Origin of the sequence: Gemella sp. 27098_8_155 (assembly GCF_041433725.1) — a bacterium.
Lineage (GTDB): Bacteria > Bacillota > Bacilli > Staphylococcales > Gemellaceae > Gemella > Gemella haemolysans_D.
On record NZ_JAPWCA010000019.1, the window covers coordinates 1 to 15,242 of the forward strand.

Annotated in this window: 13 protein-coding genes and 1 other annotated feature; of the genes, 1 reads left to right on the forward strand and 12 read right to left on the reverse strand. The window is 29.1% G+C overall.

Annotation, left to right across the window (positions count from 1 at the left end; all coding sequences use genetic code 11):
* Positions 1–49: 49 nt before the first annotated feature.
* From brnQ to O5Y44_RS07575, 12 genes are all read right to left on the reverse strand, one after another.
* Positions 50–1,381, reverse strand: coding sequence for a branched-chain amino acid transport system II carrier protein (gene brnQ, locus O5Y44_RS07520; protein ID WP_271966122.1), 1,332 nt, complete (start codon positions 1,379–1,381; stop codon positions 50–52).
* A gap of 159 nt (positions 1,382–1,540) precedes the next feature.
* On the reverse strand, positions 1,541–2,842 hold the full coding sequence (locus tag O5Y44_RS07525) for an NCS2 family permease (protein WP_271966123.1): 1,302 nt from the start codon (positions 2,840–2,842) through the stop codon (positions 1,541–1,543).
* Positions 2,843–3,151: 309 nt separating this feature from the next.
* Entirely contained in the window at positions 3,152–3,421 is a 270-nt protein-coding gene (locus O5Y44_RS07530) for a hypothetical protein (RefSeq protein WP_271966124.1), read from the reverse strand.
* Between the two features lie 180 nt (positions 3,422–3,601).
* Positions 3,602–4,321 carry an amino acid ABC transporter ATP-binding protein gene (locus tag O5Y44_RS07535; protein ID WP_271966125.1) on the reverse strand — a complete coding sequence of 240 codons (720 nt, stop codon included), beginning with the start codon at positions 4,319–4,321 and terminating at the stop codon, positions 3,602–3,604.
* 9 nt (positions 4,322–4,330) lie between these two features.
* Positions 4,331–4,972 (reverse strand): amino acid ABC transporter permease, encoded by a 642-nt coding sequence (locus O5Y44_RS07540; RefSeq protein ID WP_271966126.1) that lies wholly within the window; start codon positions 4,970–4,972, stop codon positions 4,331–4,333.
* 19 nt (positions 4,973–4,991) lie between these two features.
* A complete protein-coding gene (locus O5Y44_RS07545; RefSeq protein ID WP_316447293.1) occupies positions 4,992–5,813 on the reverse strand; it encodes a transporter substrate-binding domain-containing protein in 822 nt (273 codons plus the stop codon).
* 218 nt (positions 5,814–6,031) lie between these two features.
* Positions 6,032–6,227: a binding site (T-box leader), on the reverse strand.
* Between the two features lie 275 nt (positions 6,228–6,502).
* Complete coding sequence (locus O5Y44_RS07550; protein WP_316447294.1) at positions 6,503–7,927, reverse strand: leucyl aminopeptidase; 1,425 nt, start codon at positions 7,925–7,927, stop codon at positions 6,503–6,505.
* 33 nt (positions 7,928–7,960) lie between these two features.
* Positions 7,961–9,358 carry a protoporphyrinogen/coproporphyrinogen oxidase gene (locus O5Y44_RS07555; RefSeq protein WP_316447295.1) on the reverse strand — a complete coding sequence of 466 codons (1,398 nt, stop codon included), beginning with the start codon at positions 9,356–9,358 and terminating at the stop codon, positions 7,961–7,963.
* Between the two features lie 11 nt (positions 9,359–9,369).
* Positions 9,370–10,608, reverse strand: a complete 1,239-nt coding sequence (locus O5Y44_RS07560) for an ABC transporter permease (protein WP_371465869.1) — start codon at positions 10,606–10,608, stop codon at positions 9,370–9,372.
* Positions 10,601–11,344 (reverse strand): ABC transporter ATP-binding protein, encoded by a 744-nt coding sequence (locus O5Y44_RS07565; RefSeq protein WP_271987607.1) that lies wholly within the window; start codon positions 11,342–11,344, stop codon positions 10,601–10,603. Before O5Y44_RS07565 ends, O5Y44_RS07560 begins: the two co-directional genes overlap by 8 nt.
* Positions 11,322–11,933: a dephospho-CoA kinase gene (coaE, locus tag O5Y44_RS07570; protein ID WP_316447297.1), complete on the reverse strand. Its 612-nt coding sequence runs from the start codon at positions 11,931–11,933 to the stop codon at positions 11,322–11,324. The genes O5Y44_RS07565 and coaE overlap by 23 nt, the downstream gene beginning before the upstream one ends.
* A gap of 149 nt (positions 11,934–12,082) precedes the next feature.
* Positions 12,083–13,525 (reverse strand): amino acid permease, encoded by a 1,443-nt coding sequence (locus tag O5Y44_RS07575; protein WP_316447298.1) that lies wholly within the window; start codon positions 13,523–13,525, stop codon positions 12,083–12,085.
* Between the two features lie 375 nt (positions 13,526–13,900).
* On the opposite strand from O5Y44_RS07575, the gene O5Y44_RS07580 reads away from it, so the two are divergent.
* Positions 13,901–15,028 carry an acyl-CoA dehydrogenase family protein gene (locus tag O5Y44_RS07580; protein ID WP_316447624.1) on the forward strand — a complete coding sequence of 376 codons (1,128 nt, stop codon included), beginning with the start codon at positions 13,901–13,903 and terminating at the stop codon, positions 15,026–15,028.
* Positions 15,029–15,242: the final 214 nt, after the last annotated feature.

Below are 15,242 nucleotides of genomic sequence, written 5' to 3' on the forward strand. Positions count from 1 at the left end.
TAAAGCATTAGCTCTTGATTTCGAGCTAATGCTTTTAGTATTCGTAAAATTATAGTTCACTAAAGTCGTAAACTTTACCTTTTTGTCTATTTGGTAATACCGCTGCAATTACTAAACAAACTAGTGCAGGTACTAACCATTCTAAGCTTTGTGCTGCTAAAGGAAGTTTTGCGATTAAGTTACTGAATGAAGCAACTTTTAATTGACTTCCAATTACAGAAACAATAGAGATTAATGTCACTACTGCCATAGTTAGTTGCATTCCTAATTTTGATAGTGCAACATATTTGTTAACAATAACAATAAGTACTAAAGCTATTGTTATTGGGTATAAGAATAATAGCATTGGTACTGAGAATTGAATAACACTTTGTAATCCTACATTTGCAATTGCAAAACCTACAATTGTGAAGATAACAGCATAAACTTTGTATGAAAGTTGTGGGAATTTTTCATTAAAGAATTCTGAAGTCGCAACGATTAATCCTACTGTTGTAGTGAAACATGTAAGAATTACCATAATTCCTAAGAAGACACTTCCATATGTTCCAAAAATTAAACGAGCTGATTCAGAAAGTACGTATGCCCCTTTATTAACTTTAGCATTAGCTAATACTTCTGCAGGCACTGCAAATCTATTACCTAATAATCCAAGTCCAACATATAGAATACTAAATCCTATTCCTGTTACAATACCAGCAATCCATACACTAGATAAAAATTCCTTTTTATCTTTAAATCCTAATTGTTTTAATGCACTCATCGCAATGATACAGAATGCTACTGAAGCAAGAGCGTCAAGAGTGTTATAACCTTCGATAAATCCAGTACCGAATGCTAATCCACTAGTTGCATATGTTTTAGCTGCTTCTCCTGTTGAATTAAATTTAGATACACCAAGAATTACTAAAACTACAATTAATAAAGCAAATATAGGTGTTAAAACTTTTCCTACACTATTTAAAATCTTAGTTGGGTTTACTGCTAATAAAAACGCACATAAGAAATAAATTACCGTAAAAATTAATAACCATGGTAACTTACTTTCAGCTACAACTGGAGCTACACCAATATCAAATGCAGTAGCTGCAGTTCTTGGAATCGCAAAAAGCGGTCCAATTGATAAATAAAGTAAAACTAAGTATGTTGTTGAGAATAGTGGAGAAATTTTTTCATCCATTTCTGCCCCATAACCATTCGGATTAAGTGCTCCTACAATAAGTGTAACGATAGCTATACCTACTCCAGATACAACAAATCCTAAAATTGCTGGCCAAAAGTTCCCTCCTGCACTTACTCCTAGCGCTGGTGGAAAGATTAAGTTTCCAGCACCAAAAAAGATACCAAATAATAACAATCCGGTTAATAAACCTTTTTTCATATAAAATAATTTCCTTTCTTAATTTTTAATAGTATTATTATAATACTATACCTTTTAAAAAAAGGCAAATACTTTTTAAATAATAATATAACGTTTTCTGATAATAATACGTATAAATTTGAAAACGGATTTGAAATTGAATTTCAAATCCGTTTTTTATTATATATGTAACCAAAGAAGTTGGATAACAAATAATACTGCAAAAAGATACATTAATGGGTGAATATCTTTCCATTGTTTTTTAGAAAGTTTTAATACTACATAGAATATAAATCCAAATGCGATACCATCATTAATAGATCCTGTTAAAGGAATACCAATAATAGTAACAAATGATGGGAATGCTTCTGTTATATCATTCCATTCTATCTTCGCAATACTTTCCATCATAAATGATCCAATAATAATTAACGCTGGAGAAGTAATCGCTGGAACTGCTGCTAAGCTACTCGCAAGCGGGAATAAGAAAATTGATATAACCACAAAGAAACTAGTAGATAATGCAGTAAGACCTGTACGGCCTCCATTTGCTACCCCTGCTGATGATTCAATATAAGCTGACGTTGGTGTACTACCAAATAACGATGCAGCTAATGACGCGAATGAATCAGCTAATAATGCTTCTTTTGCTCTTTCCATTCTACCATTTTTTACTAATCCTGCTTGAGTAGTTACTGCTACCATTGTTCCTGTAGTATCAAATAGTGTAACCATTAGGAATGTAAATACTATTCCATATAAGCCTAATTGTAAAGCATTAATACTTTCAGTAGCAGGATTATAAAGTAAACTTAAATCCATGTGAGGAATACCAAATACTTTTTCTACTTTTAACATTCCTGTGAAGTAAGAGATTATAGCAATAATTGCCATTCCAATAAATATTGCTCCTTTAATCTCTAGAGCTAGAAGCACTAAAATAATAAATATACCTAAAATTGTCATATACGCCACTGGATTTTTTAAATCACCTAGTGAAAGGATTGTATGTGGATTTGCAACAATTAAAGCTGAATTTTTCAGTCCTAAAAATGCGATAAATAGACCAATCGCAGCTGAAATACCATATTTTAAATTATTCGGAATAGAATCAATTAAACTCTCACGAAACTTAGTTGCTGATAAAATTACAAAAATTACAGCTCCCATAAAACATGTTGCTAATAATGTTTTATAATTATATCCTGATGTAGCTGCTAATGTTGCAAAATATGAGTTAATTCCCATACCTGGTGCTACTACTATAGGATAGTTCGCTGCTAATGCCATAATTAAAGTACCTACTAAAATTGCAATGATAGTAGCTGTAAATACTCTATCTAATGGAATACCTGCTGCTGATAAAACAGCTGGATTTACTACTAAAATATAACTCATAGAGAAAAATGTTATCAAACCAGATACAACTTCAGTTCTAGCATTCGTATTATTTTCTCTTAATTTAAAAAGACGTTCTAACATATTTAGAAAATTCTCCTTAGTTTTTATTAATGCCGAAGCACATAAATAATAATATATGTTTTAAAAATAAATGTCAAGAGTTTTTTTAAACGTAAAGTTCACATTTTATTGATTTTTCATATCTCAATCATTATAATTAACGGAATAAATGTTTCAAAATTATCTCTTTTCTTTTGTTTACATAAACTACATTTATTAAAAAACGAACATTATTATTTTATATTCTCCTAATGATTCGAGTTTAAAAAAAATAAAATTCTTTAAACATAATACTTAGAGAAACAGTATTTTGTTTAAAGAACTATATTTTTATTCTTCATTTTCAGGAATAACTCCCATTAATTCTAGTAATTTATCCCATTCTAATAATAATTGTAAAGCATATAGCATTAAAAATAAATATATCATTTTTGTAATTGGGAAATCTTGATAGTCTAAAAAGAAAAATTTCAGAAAAATTACAAATATTAATGATACCGTACATATTTTAAAATGTTTTTCTCCCGGTACTTTTACATTAAAAAATATAAGGATTATAGGAATTAAGCTCCAACTTGTAAAACTTTCTAACACAGTCATAATTTCTCCTCCTTTAAAATAATTATCCTTAATAATTTAGAATAACTATATATAAATATTATATCATATAGTTAACATAAAATGAAACGTTATCATAGAGTTGGATACTAACATATTCCAATTTAAGATATAAAAATATCACTAAGAAATGCTCTTAATCTCTTAGCGATATTTTCTAAATTATAATATTTTCGAGAAGAATTCTTTCGTTCTTTCTTCTTTCGGATTATCAAATATTTCTGATGGAGTTCCTTCTTCTAAAACTACTCCTCCATCCATAAATATTACTTTATCAGCAACTTCTTTTGCGAAGTTCATCTCATGAGTAACTATTAACATAGTTAATCCTTCTTCTGATAACTCCTTAATAACATCAAGTACTTCTTTTACCATCTCTGGATCTAACGCACTTGTTGGTTCATCAAATAGTAACACTTCTGGTGAGTTAGCTAAGGCGCGTGCAATTGCAACACGTTGTTTTTGTCCACCCGAAAGGCTATTTGGATAAACATCTTTCTTATCTTCTAAACCAACTCTTTTTAATAACTCAATTGCTTTTTTCTCAATATTTTCAGCAGTGTCATCACCAAATGTTTTTGGAGCAAGTGTAATATTTTCGAGTACACTCATGTTTGGGAATAGGTTAAAGTTTTGGAATACCATTCCTACTTTTTTTCTATATTTATTAATATTTTGTTTAGTGATATCTTCACCATCGTATAAAATTTGTCCACTCGTTGGAGTTTCTAATAAGTTTACACAACGTAATGCTGTACTTTTTCCACTTCCACTTGAACCTAGAATTGCAATTTTCTCCCCTTTTTCAACGTTGATATTTACACCTTTTAATACTTCTAATTTTCCGAATTTTTTATGTAAATCTTTTATTTGTAATAACAATTTTTCCACCTACTTCGTTAATTTTTTCTCTAAACGTTTTACTAATAATGATAATATTGATGTAATAATAAAGTATATTGCAGCTGCTACTAAGTACGGTCCGAATGTTTGGTAAGTAGCATTTTTTACAGTGTTTGCTGTAAACATGATATCCGCTACCCCTACAAAGTAAACTATTGAAGATTCTTTTACTAATGAAATAAACTCATTACCTAAGGCTGGTAAACTATTTTTTAAAGCCTGTGGTAAAATAATTAATTTCATAGTTTGGAAATAATTAAGTCCTAATGAACGACCTGCTTCCATTTGACCTTTATCGATTGCTAAAATTCCAGAACGGAATATTTCACTAACATATGCTCCTGAGTTAATTGAAAGAGCAATTATCGCTGACATAAATGGTGTAAATGAAATCCCAATTTCCGGTAATGCAAAGTAAATAATCATAATTTGCACTAAAATTGGAGTATTTCTAATAACTTCTACATAAACTGCTGCTATTATATTAAGTACTTTAAATGTACTAATTTTTGCTAAACATATTACAATACCAAGTATTAATCCTACTAGTAAAGCTATAAGTGAAACTTTTAAAGTTGTTACCGTAGCTTCTAAATACGTTGTGTAATAATTTGGAAGAAAATCAAACATTCTATTTTATACCTCTCTTTTATTCGCTTTGTGCCGCAATTTTAGCATATTTATCAAGTTCTTTTTCAAATGCTTTTTGATCTTGAATTTCTTTAATTACTGCATTTACTTGTTCTAATAATTCTTTATTACTATCATTTTTTCCTTTTTTGAATGCTATTGCCATACCTGTTGCTTCTGGATCGTTATCTGCAGTAAATGAACTAATTTTAATATCAGTATATTTATTCATAGCGATTTTTGCAACATCATCTGGAATTAATACTACATCTATTTTTTTATTTTTTAAGTCTTGTAGTAAGCTTGGTACGTCAGTTAAAGCTTGGATATTTTTATCATCCATTTTTAGTTGTTCTTTAGCATAAGTTTCATAAGTTGAACCTTTTTGAACACCTATTTTTTTATTTTTAAGGTCAGCTACTGATTTAATTTCTTCGCTGTCTTTATTTACTACAAAAATACCTTTACTTGTGTAATAAACATCTGAGAAATCAACTGCTTTTTTTCTTTCCTCAGTTGGGTTAACACCTGAGATTACCATATCAATTTTGTTTGCATTTAAAGCAGCAATTAATGAATCAAATGCCATTTGTTGAATTTCAACCTGAACACCTAATTTTTTAGAAACTTGTTCTGCTAAGTAAATATCAGCACCTACTACTTTTTTATCTCCATTTTCAGATGTTAGAAATTCATACGGTGGATAGTCAGGTGATACTCCTAGTACTATTTTATTTTTTTCTTTAACTTCTTGTAATTTACTTTTTGTACTGCTACTTGAGCATGCTGTTAATGTAACTACTGTAATAATTGATGTAATGAATAATAATAATTTTTTCATTGTCTTGTCTCCTTTTTTCTTTATTATATTATATTTTTTAGAAAAGAACTAATTATAAATAAAAAATCTCTTTGTAACTAGTATACTAGCTACAAAGAGACGAATTTTCGCGGTGCCACTCTTTTTGGTATATGAATACTAAGAAAAATACAGTCCATGGTCAGTATTATGGTACGAAGATAAATAAAAAAGTCTTTTTATAATTTCCTAAGAAACTATAAAAAGACGAAATCAATTCCGCGTTGCCACTTTTCTTGGTATTTAGTATACCCACTCAATCTCTTTAAGGCAGAGTTACCAATTATCTAATAATTGCCTAAAAAGTGCGTTCATCTAGAAAAATTACTAACCTCACACCAACGTTAGCTCGCTAAAAATTTTTTACCAAATTACTATTCTTTTCTAAGGTTTTGTTTTATTGTTAATTATTTTACACCGTTAATAATTACTTGTCAAGTGAAAAATTATTATTTTTGATATTTTTAAAATTTTTTCAAAAGAAAAGGGCTGACCCAAAAGACTTAAAACATTACAAAGTGTATATGAAAACTCATAAACGCAGTGGTTTATTGATATCTAAATTCGCTTTATAAAAGCTTTTTAGATATCTAATAACCTGTGCGAGGGTGACTCGACAAAATCAATTTCTACGAAATCATGATTTTTGAGTCACTCCCTTTCTTTAAAAATTATTTATTTAATAAGTTATATAATGTTTTAACATGTACTCCTGTAGCACCTTTTGGAAGATATTTTTCCGCTTTTGATAAATATGCTGTTCCAGCTATATCTAGGTGAATCCACGGAACATTGTTCGCTACGAAGTTTTCTATGAATAATCCCGCAGTTATTGTTCCTCCAAGTCTTCCTCCTGTGTTTTTCACATCAGCTACAGAAGATTTATTTAATTCTCTGAAACTATCATCAGCTGGCATTTGCCATACTCTTTCTCCAGCTTCTTTCGCAGCTTTATTTAGTTCGTTATAAAATTCTTGGTTGTTCGTTACTGCTCCTGTGTAGAATTCTGCTAACGCAACTAAACATGCACCAGTAAGTGTTGCTAAATCTATAATTTTATTTACTTTAAGTTTTTCAGTTGCGTAATATACTGAATCAGCAAGAGTAATACGACCTTCAGCGTCTGTATTTGCTACCTCTACTGTTTTCCCTGATAGAGTTGAAATAACATCACCTGGTTTATATGATCCTCCTGAGATCATATTTTCACAAGCTCCTACAATAGCAATAACATTCGTTTTTAATTTTCTTGTAGCAATTAGTTTCATAGTTCCAATTACTGTCCCTGCTCCACCCATGTCACAGTGCATAATATCCATACTATTTGCCGTTTGTTTAATTGAATAACCACCTGTGTCATAAGTCACACCTTTACCAACTAAACCAACTACTTCACTTTCTTCTGGGTTATTTAAATATTTCATAACGATAAATCTTGGCTTTTTATCAGAAGCACGACCTACAGCTAACAGTCCTTTTAGTCCTAATTCTTCACATTGTTTTTCATCGTATACTTCTACTTCAACACCTAAAGCTGTTAATTCCTTGCTAGCAATATTAGCAAGTGTTTCAGGATATAGATACTCTGCTCTTTCGTTAACTAAGTCACGAGCAAAAAATACACCACCAATTATATCACATGCTTCACTAACTACTTCTTCTATATTTTCTAACTGTTCTTCAGTAGTTAAATTAATAGTAATTTCTGGGAAATCTTTTCTATCAGACTTATACTTATCAAATTTATAAGTTGCATGTAAAGCTCCTTCTACAGCTGCATTTACTATATTCTTAGTAAGTATATTTTTTACTTTTGGTAAAGTAACTTGGACTTCAAACTCTTTATTTTTTGCTAATACTTTAACTAGTTTAAAAAATACCTCACGTACTTGATCTTCTTTTAATTCATCACGTTTTCCTAATCCTATTAATATTTCTTTTTCTCCATTATATGGTAAATTTACAAATATTTCATTTAGTTTTCCTTTAAATAATTTTTTCCCTTTTGTATATTCTAAAAGTTCATTATTGTAATTTTCATCTTCAAATATTGGTGTTACAGTTACACCTTCTAATTTATTAGTATTAAATTTCATCTTAATTAACCTCGTACTTTGTACGTCCCTTCTTTATATTCTTTCTAATATTTCTTTTGCTATTTCTTTAGCTTCTAATACTGTGTTTTCTAAAGTTGTTCCTTTTTTTGATTTACCTATAATAAAAACATTCGAATATTCTTTTTTCATATACTCATTGAATTCATTAATGTTTTTATTATAATTTTTACAACAATAACGGTAGTTATCTTTTATTTTACTAACATAGTACTTATTCACATTTCCTACTACACCATGAACTTTAATTAGTTCTTTTTCAACAATTTCTTTAATTTCATTATCACTTTTATCAATAAGTTTTTTTACCGCTTCTTCTCTACTTATATATGCTCTTACTATTTGAATTCCGCTCATTTTTATGTCAATCCATTTATTACTTACGTATTCTAGCTTCGTAACATATTCACTTTCATCTTTTGGGAAAATTATTTCTCCAATTTCACGATTTATGTGTAGATCATCTCTCTTATAAATAAGCGTAACTACTATATTAGAAACATAATTCATATCAGAATAAAATTCAATTATCTTCTCGTCATCATTAAACCACGGTAGGAAATTTTTTTGATTCAATGTTAGTATTATATAGTCATAATAGTAAATACTGCCATTTGAATGAACTAAATATTTATCACCTCTTTTTTCTATTTTTTCTACTTTTCTATTTAGTTCTAGAAATACTTTATCTGAAAAATTTGATTCTAGCGTTTCTATAAATGATTTCAATGTGAATTTCAAGCGATATTCTGCTCCTACAGTAATATTATCAATAACATTTCTATCATACATCTCTTCAAGTACTTTATTAATATCTTCTTTTTGAATCGTTAAAAATGATAATTCTGGCATCAAGCTTACCATACTTTGTTTAGAAATATCACTAGCATAGTAACTTGTCAATAGTGGTTCTATTAGTTTAACGTAGATTTTTTCATTAACTATAGCTCTAAAGAACTCTTCTACAGTTAACTCTTTAATGTCTTCATCTTCTAAAGTATTATACATATTATATAAAATAGATAACTTTTCTTTAAATGTAAATAAATCAGATAGCAACAATTCTCTCTTATCAAGTGGAAGTCCATAAAGCATTTTTTCCGGTAAGTATTTAATTCCCTCTTTTGTAAAAAATACCTTTTTCGTCATCCCACTTTTGATTAAATATCTATGTAAACCTAATTCTATCATTAAATAAAACAAGACACCTTGTTCACTAATAGAATTATGCCATCCATTATCATAAATTTCTTGCCCAAACTGAAACTTTCCAAATCTGTCATTTGCAAATTCTAAATCTTTCTCGATTAGATCAATATTAAACTTTTTTGAGTTTACTCCTGAGAGTTTATCAAGAAAGTAAGCACAACTTACTCCTGATAAATCTCCTCCTATTATTGCTATATTTTTCATAATCTGTCCTTCTACTTCACTTTTCCAATAAATATTTTAGATATTATATTTGCTATAACTACTGAACCAATTATTACTAAAATATTCATTGTGCCAAAACTAGCTAATAATATAGATACTACCCCTAATAATAATGTAGTTACTATCATGACACTAGTTAATAATTGTTTATAGCTTTTTATTTTTATATCTTCACTTACTGGTAAAATACTATACCAAATATTATTACTCATTTGCTTGTACAATGGAACTAGCTGAATTATTGTTAAATAACTGTATGATATTATTGCTAAACCACTAACATATGTATTTTTAAAACTAAAAATAACTAGAGCTGCTAAGAGCATTAGTCTTAACGCTAGATAGACTGTATTTTCTTGTCTTAAAAATACTCTATAGTAATAATATTTAAAACTATTTTCTTTTTTGAAATTATCTTTTGTTAACTTTGGTAATAGTATATCAAAATATTTTCTTCTAGCAACTTTTACACCACTTAACGGAACATCAACAAACATATTTACAAACTTCAAATAGCTTTCTATACGATGTTTGTCATAATCTGCCGCTTGATTCCAGTTCACAACATATTTTTCTTGATCTTTAGCATTTAGTTTATTCCCAGCATTTTTCATAATATAGTAAGTAAATGCTACTAATACAATTATGCTTATTAAATAAATAATGCGAATAGCTATGTCATCAAAAAATATTACTAGCAACTGCATAAAGATTACAACAAAAAGTAGTAGTTTACTCCAAACAACTTCTTTGTAGTGAATAACTTGGAGATATTTTAATAAATTGTTCCATATTATTACTATTAATAACATAAAAATACTTAGTCTATCTATATTACCAATAAGATTAGTAATTGGCTTTGTAGCAAAATAGAAAATTATAACAGTAATTATATGAACTATTGTACTGCTTATTACAGTTTTCAATCCAATTTTTCTATAATATTTTTCTAATGGTAATAAAAATACTGCATCAGCTTCTTTAATATGTGTTTTTATTTTAGAACTTACTAAATAATAACTAAAGGCAAGTGTTGCTGCTATTAACACCGAATATAGCTCTACCTTACTTGCAATAACTAGCCATTTCGAATAGTTTATAAGCACTGCTCCTAAAACTATAATAAGAAACATTATAAGGTGCGAATTAAAAATGTACTTACTATAGGTTAACTTTAATTCTTGTTCTTTCTTTCGTCTGTCAGAAAAAATATTTTCAATATTACTCATTATTTCCTCGCATTGTTAATGATAGATATATTTCATCTAAAGACGCACCTGCCATATTAAATTCGGCTCTTAATTGTTCTAAATTACCATTTGCTAAAATTTTACCTTCATGAATAATAACAAAATTATCACAGTATTTCTCAGCTGTTGCAAGAATATGCGTAGACATTAGAATACTTGCTCCAGTATCCCTTCTTTCACACATCAAGTTAATTAAATCATTTATTGCAATAGGATCTAATCCTAAAAAAGGTTCATCAATTATGTATAAATTTGGTTCTACTAAAAAGGCACAAATTATCATAACTTTTTGCTTCATACCTTTTGAAAAATGAACAGGAAAGAACTTTTTCTTATCTTTCAATTTAAATAAATCTAATAATTTTTCTGCTCTTTTCCATGTATCTTCCATATCTAATCCATACGCCATTGCTGTAAGATTTATATGTTCTTCTAAAGTTAGCTCTTCATATAAAACGGGTGATTCTGGTATATAACTGATACTTTTTCTATATTTTTCATTATTTCCAGTAATTGTTATTCCATTAACTTTTATTTCACCTTCCATAGGTCTTAGTAAACCTAAAATATGTTTAATTGTTGTACTCTTACCAGCTCCATTAAGACCTATTAATGCTGTTATGCTTCCCTTAGGTATTTGGATATTAACATTATCTATTATTTTTCTTCGATTATACCCTCCACCTAAATTACTAATTTCTAATACATTCGTCATTTTTTATGACTCCTCTCTCTAACTCATCTAATATCAAATCAATTTGTCTATATGTTTCTTCTTTAGTGTTACTATTATTAATTACATAGTTGCCAAGCTCTGATTTATCTTTTGAGCTCATTTGACTTTTTATTCTATTCATAGCCCCTTCAGAAGAAAGAGAATTTCGATTCATCAATCTATTTAATTGTATTTTTTCATCTACATGAACTACTATTATCTTTTCGACTAAATCTTCAAAGCCAGCTTCAAACAAGAGTGCTATATCTAAAAATACTAGTCGTTCATCGCTATGTATTTCTTGTAATTGAAAAATTTGTTTTCTTATATATGGATGCACAACACTATTAAGTATTTTTAAATTCTCCTCATTACCAAAGACTAATTTCCCTAGTTTTTCACGGCTTATCTCATTATTCTCAATAATCCTTAAACCAAAACTTTTCTCGAGTTTTTCTCTCACTTCATCATCAGTTAGTGCAGTATGACCTAATTTATCTGCATCAATTATAGTATATCCTTTATCCCTCAGATAATTTGATACTGTACTTTTTCCACATGCAATACTTCCCGTAATTCCTATATTCACAATATCAACTCCATTAAGTTTCTTATGTACAATTTTATCATAAACCGTAATCATTTACCACATTTTACGAATCAATAAAAAATATAACACATAAAAATTACTCTCTCTATCATTGTTTAATCCTTAGATAGAGAGAGTAAATATTAATATTATTTTTCTTTATATGGATGAATATCCATTTCTTCTAATTTTACAAATTTTCTCTTTGTAACTACTTTAAATGTTAAATACATCAGTACACCAATCGCTGGACAAACTAAGTTATACGACATTTTTACAAAACCACCAGTTGCATAGTCTGAAACTAATTGAAGTATAATTATTGTTGCAAATGATAGTAATGCAATGTAAGAACCTACAACTCCAGTTTTCGATGTATACGGTAATACTTCCTCAGCTTTTTTTCCTTGCTTAGAAATCGCCTTACGTAGACGAATTTGCGAAACTAATGATACCATCCAAATAATCATTACTATAATTCCTACCATTGATAATAACATGTAGTAACCACTTGGATTAAGTTTTTCAAATATGAAACAAAGGACCATAAATAATGCAGATACTGTTAAAGCAAATACAGGAATTGAATTACTATTCAATTTCTTAAATACTTTTGGTCCGTAATCATGTGAACTTAATGAGAATAATTGTCTACTTGAAACATACATACCTGAGTTTGCAGCTGACAATACTGATGTTAAGATTACAGCATTCATAATTACTGCCGCTATTTCTAATCCAATATTTTGGAAAACAATTGTAAATGGTGAAGCCGTTACATTGTTTGTATCTAATAATCTTGGATCATTCGCTGAAACTATTGAAGATATAATTATCATCGTAGCTATGTAGAATATTAAAATTCTCCAGAACACTTGTTTTACTGCTTTAGGCATTGTTTCTTTTGGATTTGGTGATTCACCAGCTGTAACAGCTACTACCTCAGTTCCTCCAAATGAAAATGCTGCTGTAGATAATACCCCGAATAGACCTAAAGCTCCTGCACTACTTGTTTTTTCTCCATTTTGGATGAATGTATGAATACCAGCTTCACTATTTCCAGTAACTCCAAAAATAATTGCAGCACCAACTAATAAGAATGCAACAACAGTCATTACTTTGATTATTGTTATCCAATATTCAACTTCTCCGAAAACTTTAACACTAACTAAGTTTAATAAATATAATAATACTAAAAATACAATACAAATTGAAAATGTTGAAAATTGTCTGAAGAATTCCCAATAATGTAATATCTTTGATAATGTGATAATATCAACACTTGCTACTAAAATCCACAGAATCCAGAATAACCAACCTACTCCAAAACCTACACCTGGATCAATAAAACGTGTTGCATAAGCTCCAAATGAACCAGAAACGGGATAAAACGTTGCTAATTCTCCTATAGAAGCCATTAAAAAGTAGATAATAACTCCAATCAATGCATAAGTAATAACTGCTCCATAAGAACCTGCTTTACTTACAACTGCCCCACTTGCCATAAATAATCCTGTACCTATACATCCACCTATGGCAATCATACTGATATGACGAGCCTGTAATTTTCTTTCCATTTTAGAATCTGTCATTCTCTTCATCCTTTCTTAAAATCATATTATAAGTATATAAATATAGATTATACTAAAAGATTTATACTTTGTAAATAATTTTCTGAAATTTTATTGTTATTTTTAAAAAATTTCAGAAAAAAATTTCAATAAAGTCTATTTAATTGATAGATGTTATCATTTAAATAAATTTAATTTTATATTTTCAAATATAATATTTTTGTTAAAATGGTTATATTTTACATCACCAATTTGAACAATATTATAATTTATTTTTATAAAAATATTTTATTAAAGGTCTTGTTTTATCAAAAGTTAAAGCATTTACAGATTTTCACTTTAGCTATATAATTTTTTCTAGAAAATACTATTCTATTAATATTAGGAGGCATTATTATGACTACTTTTTATAACGAAGCTAGGGAATTTGCAAAAAAATATATTGACCCTATTGCTAAAGAAATTGATGAACAAGAAAGATTCCCAGAGGAAGTATTTAAAGAATTAGGAAAAGCTGGATACTTTAAACTTATGATTCCTACAGAACTTGGCGGATTAGGTAAAGATATGCAAGAACATGCTGATGCTTGTCGTGCATTCGCTAAATCGAGTGCTACTGTTGGTTTATGCTATATGATGCACAATGTTGCATTAAATTGTGTATTATCTTATGCAGATGATAATCTTAAATCAAAAATCTGTAAAGATATCGTAGAAAATGAAAAATTTATGGCACTTGCTTACAGCGAATTAGGTACTGGTACTCACTTCTACATTTCTGATGTGAAAACTGAATTCAAAGATAACTCAGTGATTTTCAATGGACTAAAAAGTATGGTAACATCTGCTGAATTTGCTTCTTACTACTTAGTACTTACTCCTTCTGATGTTGAAGGTGGTATTGATAACTGGGTATTCCCACTTGGAAGCAAAGGACTAGAATTCAAAAAATCTACATGGCACGGTCTTGGAATGCGTGGTAATGTATCCTGTCAAATGGCTATTAACAATGTTGAATTAGACAAAGAACTACGAATCGGAGAAGCTGGATCAGGAGTTGATCAAGTATTCACAATTGTTGCCACTTACTTCATTACAGGCCTTGCCGCTGTTTATAGTGGACTATGTGAAGCAATTTTAGACGAAGCAGTAGCTCATACAACTAATAGAAAATATCCTGATGGAAAATCATTAAGTGAGATTGAAACTGTTCAAATTCATCTAGCAAAAATTTACAGTCAAACAAATGCTGCTGTTTTAGGAACGAATGAAGCTGCTCGTAGTTTTTTAGCTAAAGAAAGTGATATGTTAGCAAAAATTTTATCAGCTAGAATTTTCGCTAGTGAAGCTGCTATTGAATTAGCTCGTCTTGGTATGCGTGTTGGTGGTGGTAAAGCTTATAACCGTGTTGGAAATATGGAACGTTTCTTAAGAGATGCTTTCGCAAGTCATATTATGGCACCAAGTGTTGACGTACTTACAATTTGGTTAGGAAAAGCAATTACTGGGCAACAATTACCATAATAATTACTAATGAAATCAAATTTTTAAGTGGCTAACCCAAAAGTCATAAAATTTTAACAAAGTTCATATAGAAACTAATAGACGCAGTGGTTTATTGATATCTAAATTCGCTTTATAAAACCTTTTTAGATATCTAATAACCTGTGCGGGGGTGACTCGACAAAATCTTGTTTCTTAAGAAATCACGATTTTTGAGTCACTCCCCTTTATTTAA

What these genes read in the sequence shown, in the direction of transcription:
- O5Y44_RS07555 (WP_316447295.1), bottom strand. Translation starts at nt 9,358, where the DNA reads ATGAAAAATATAGCAATAATAGGAGGAGATTTATCAGGAGTAAGTTGT.
- O5Y44_RS07530 (WP_271966124.1), bottom strand. Translation starts at nt 3,421, where the DNA reads ATGACTGTGTTAGAAAGTTTTACAAGTTGGAGCTTAATTCCTATAATC.
- O5Y44_RS07545 (WP_316447293.1), bottom strand. Translation starts at nt 5,813, where the DNA reads ATGAAAAAATTATTATTATTCATTACATCAATTATTACAGTAGTTACA.
- O5Y44_RS07565 (WP_271987607.1), bottom strand. Translation starts at nt 11,344, where the DNA reads ATGACGAATGTATTAGAAATTAGTAATTTAGGTGGAGGGTATAATCGA.
- O5Y44_RS07550 (WP_316447294.1), bottom strand. Translation starts at nt 7,927, where the DNA reads ATGAAATTTAATACTAATAAATTAGAAGGTGTAACTGTAACACCAATA.
- O5Y44_RS07560 (WP_371465869.1), bottom strand. Translation starts at nt 10,608, where the DNA reads ATGAGTAATATTGAAAATATTTTTTCTGACAGACGAAAGAAAGAACAA.
- O5Y44_RS07540 (WP_271966126.1), bottom strand. Translation starts at nt 4,972, where the DNA reads ATGTTTGATTTTCTTCCAAATTATTACACAACGTATTTAGAAGCTACG.
- O5Y44_RS07575 (WP_316447298.1), bottom strand. Translation starts at nt 13,525, where the DNA reads ATGACAGATTCTAAAATGGAAAGAAAATTACAGGCTCGTCATATCAGT.
- brnQ (WP_271966122.1), bottom strand. Translation starts at nt 1,381, where the DNA reads ATGAAAAAAGGTTTATTAACCGGATTGTTATTATTTGGTATCTTTTTT.
- O5Y44_RS07580 (WP_316447624.1), top strand. Translation starts at nt 13,901, where the DNA reads ATGACTACTTTTTATAACGAAGCTAGGGAATTTGCAAAAAAATATATT.
- O5Y44_RS07525 (WP_271966123.1), bottom strand. Translation starts at nt 2,842, where the DNA reads ATGTTAGAACGTCTTTTTAAATTAAGAGAAAATAATACGAATGCTAGA.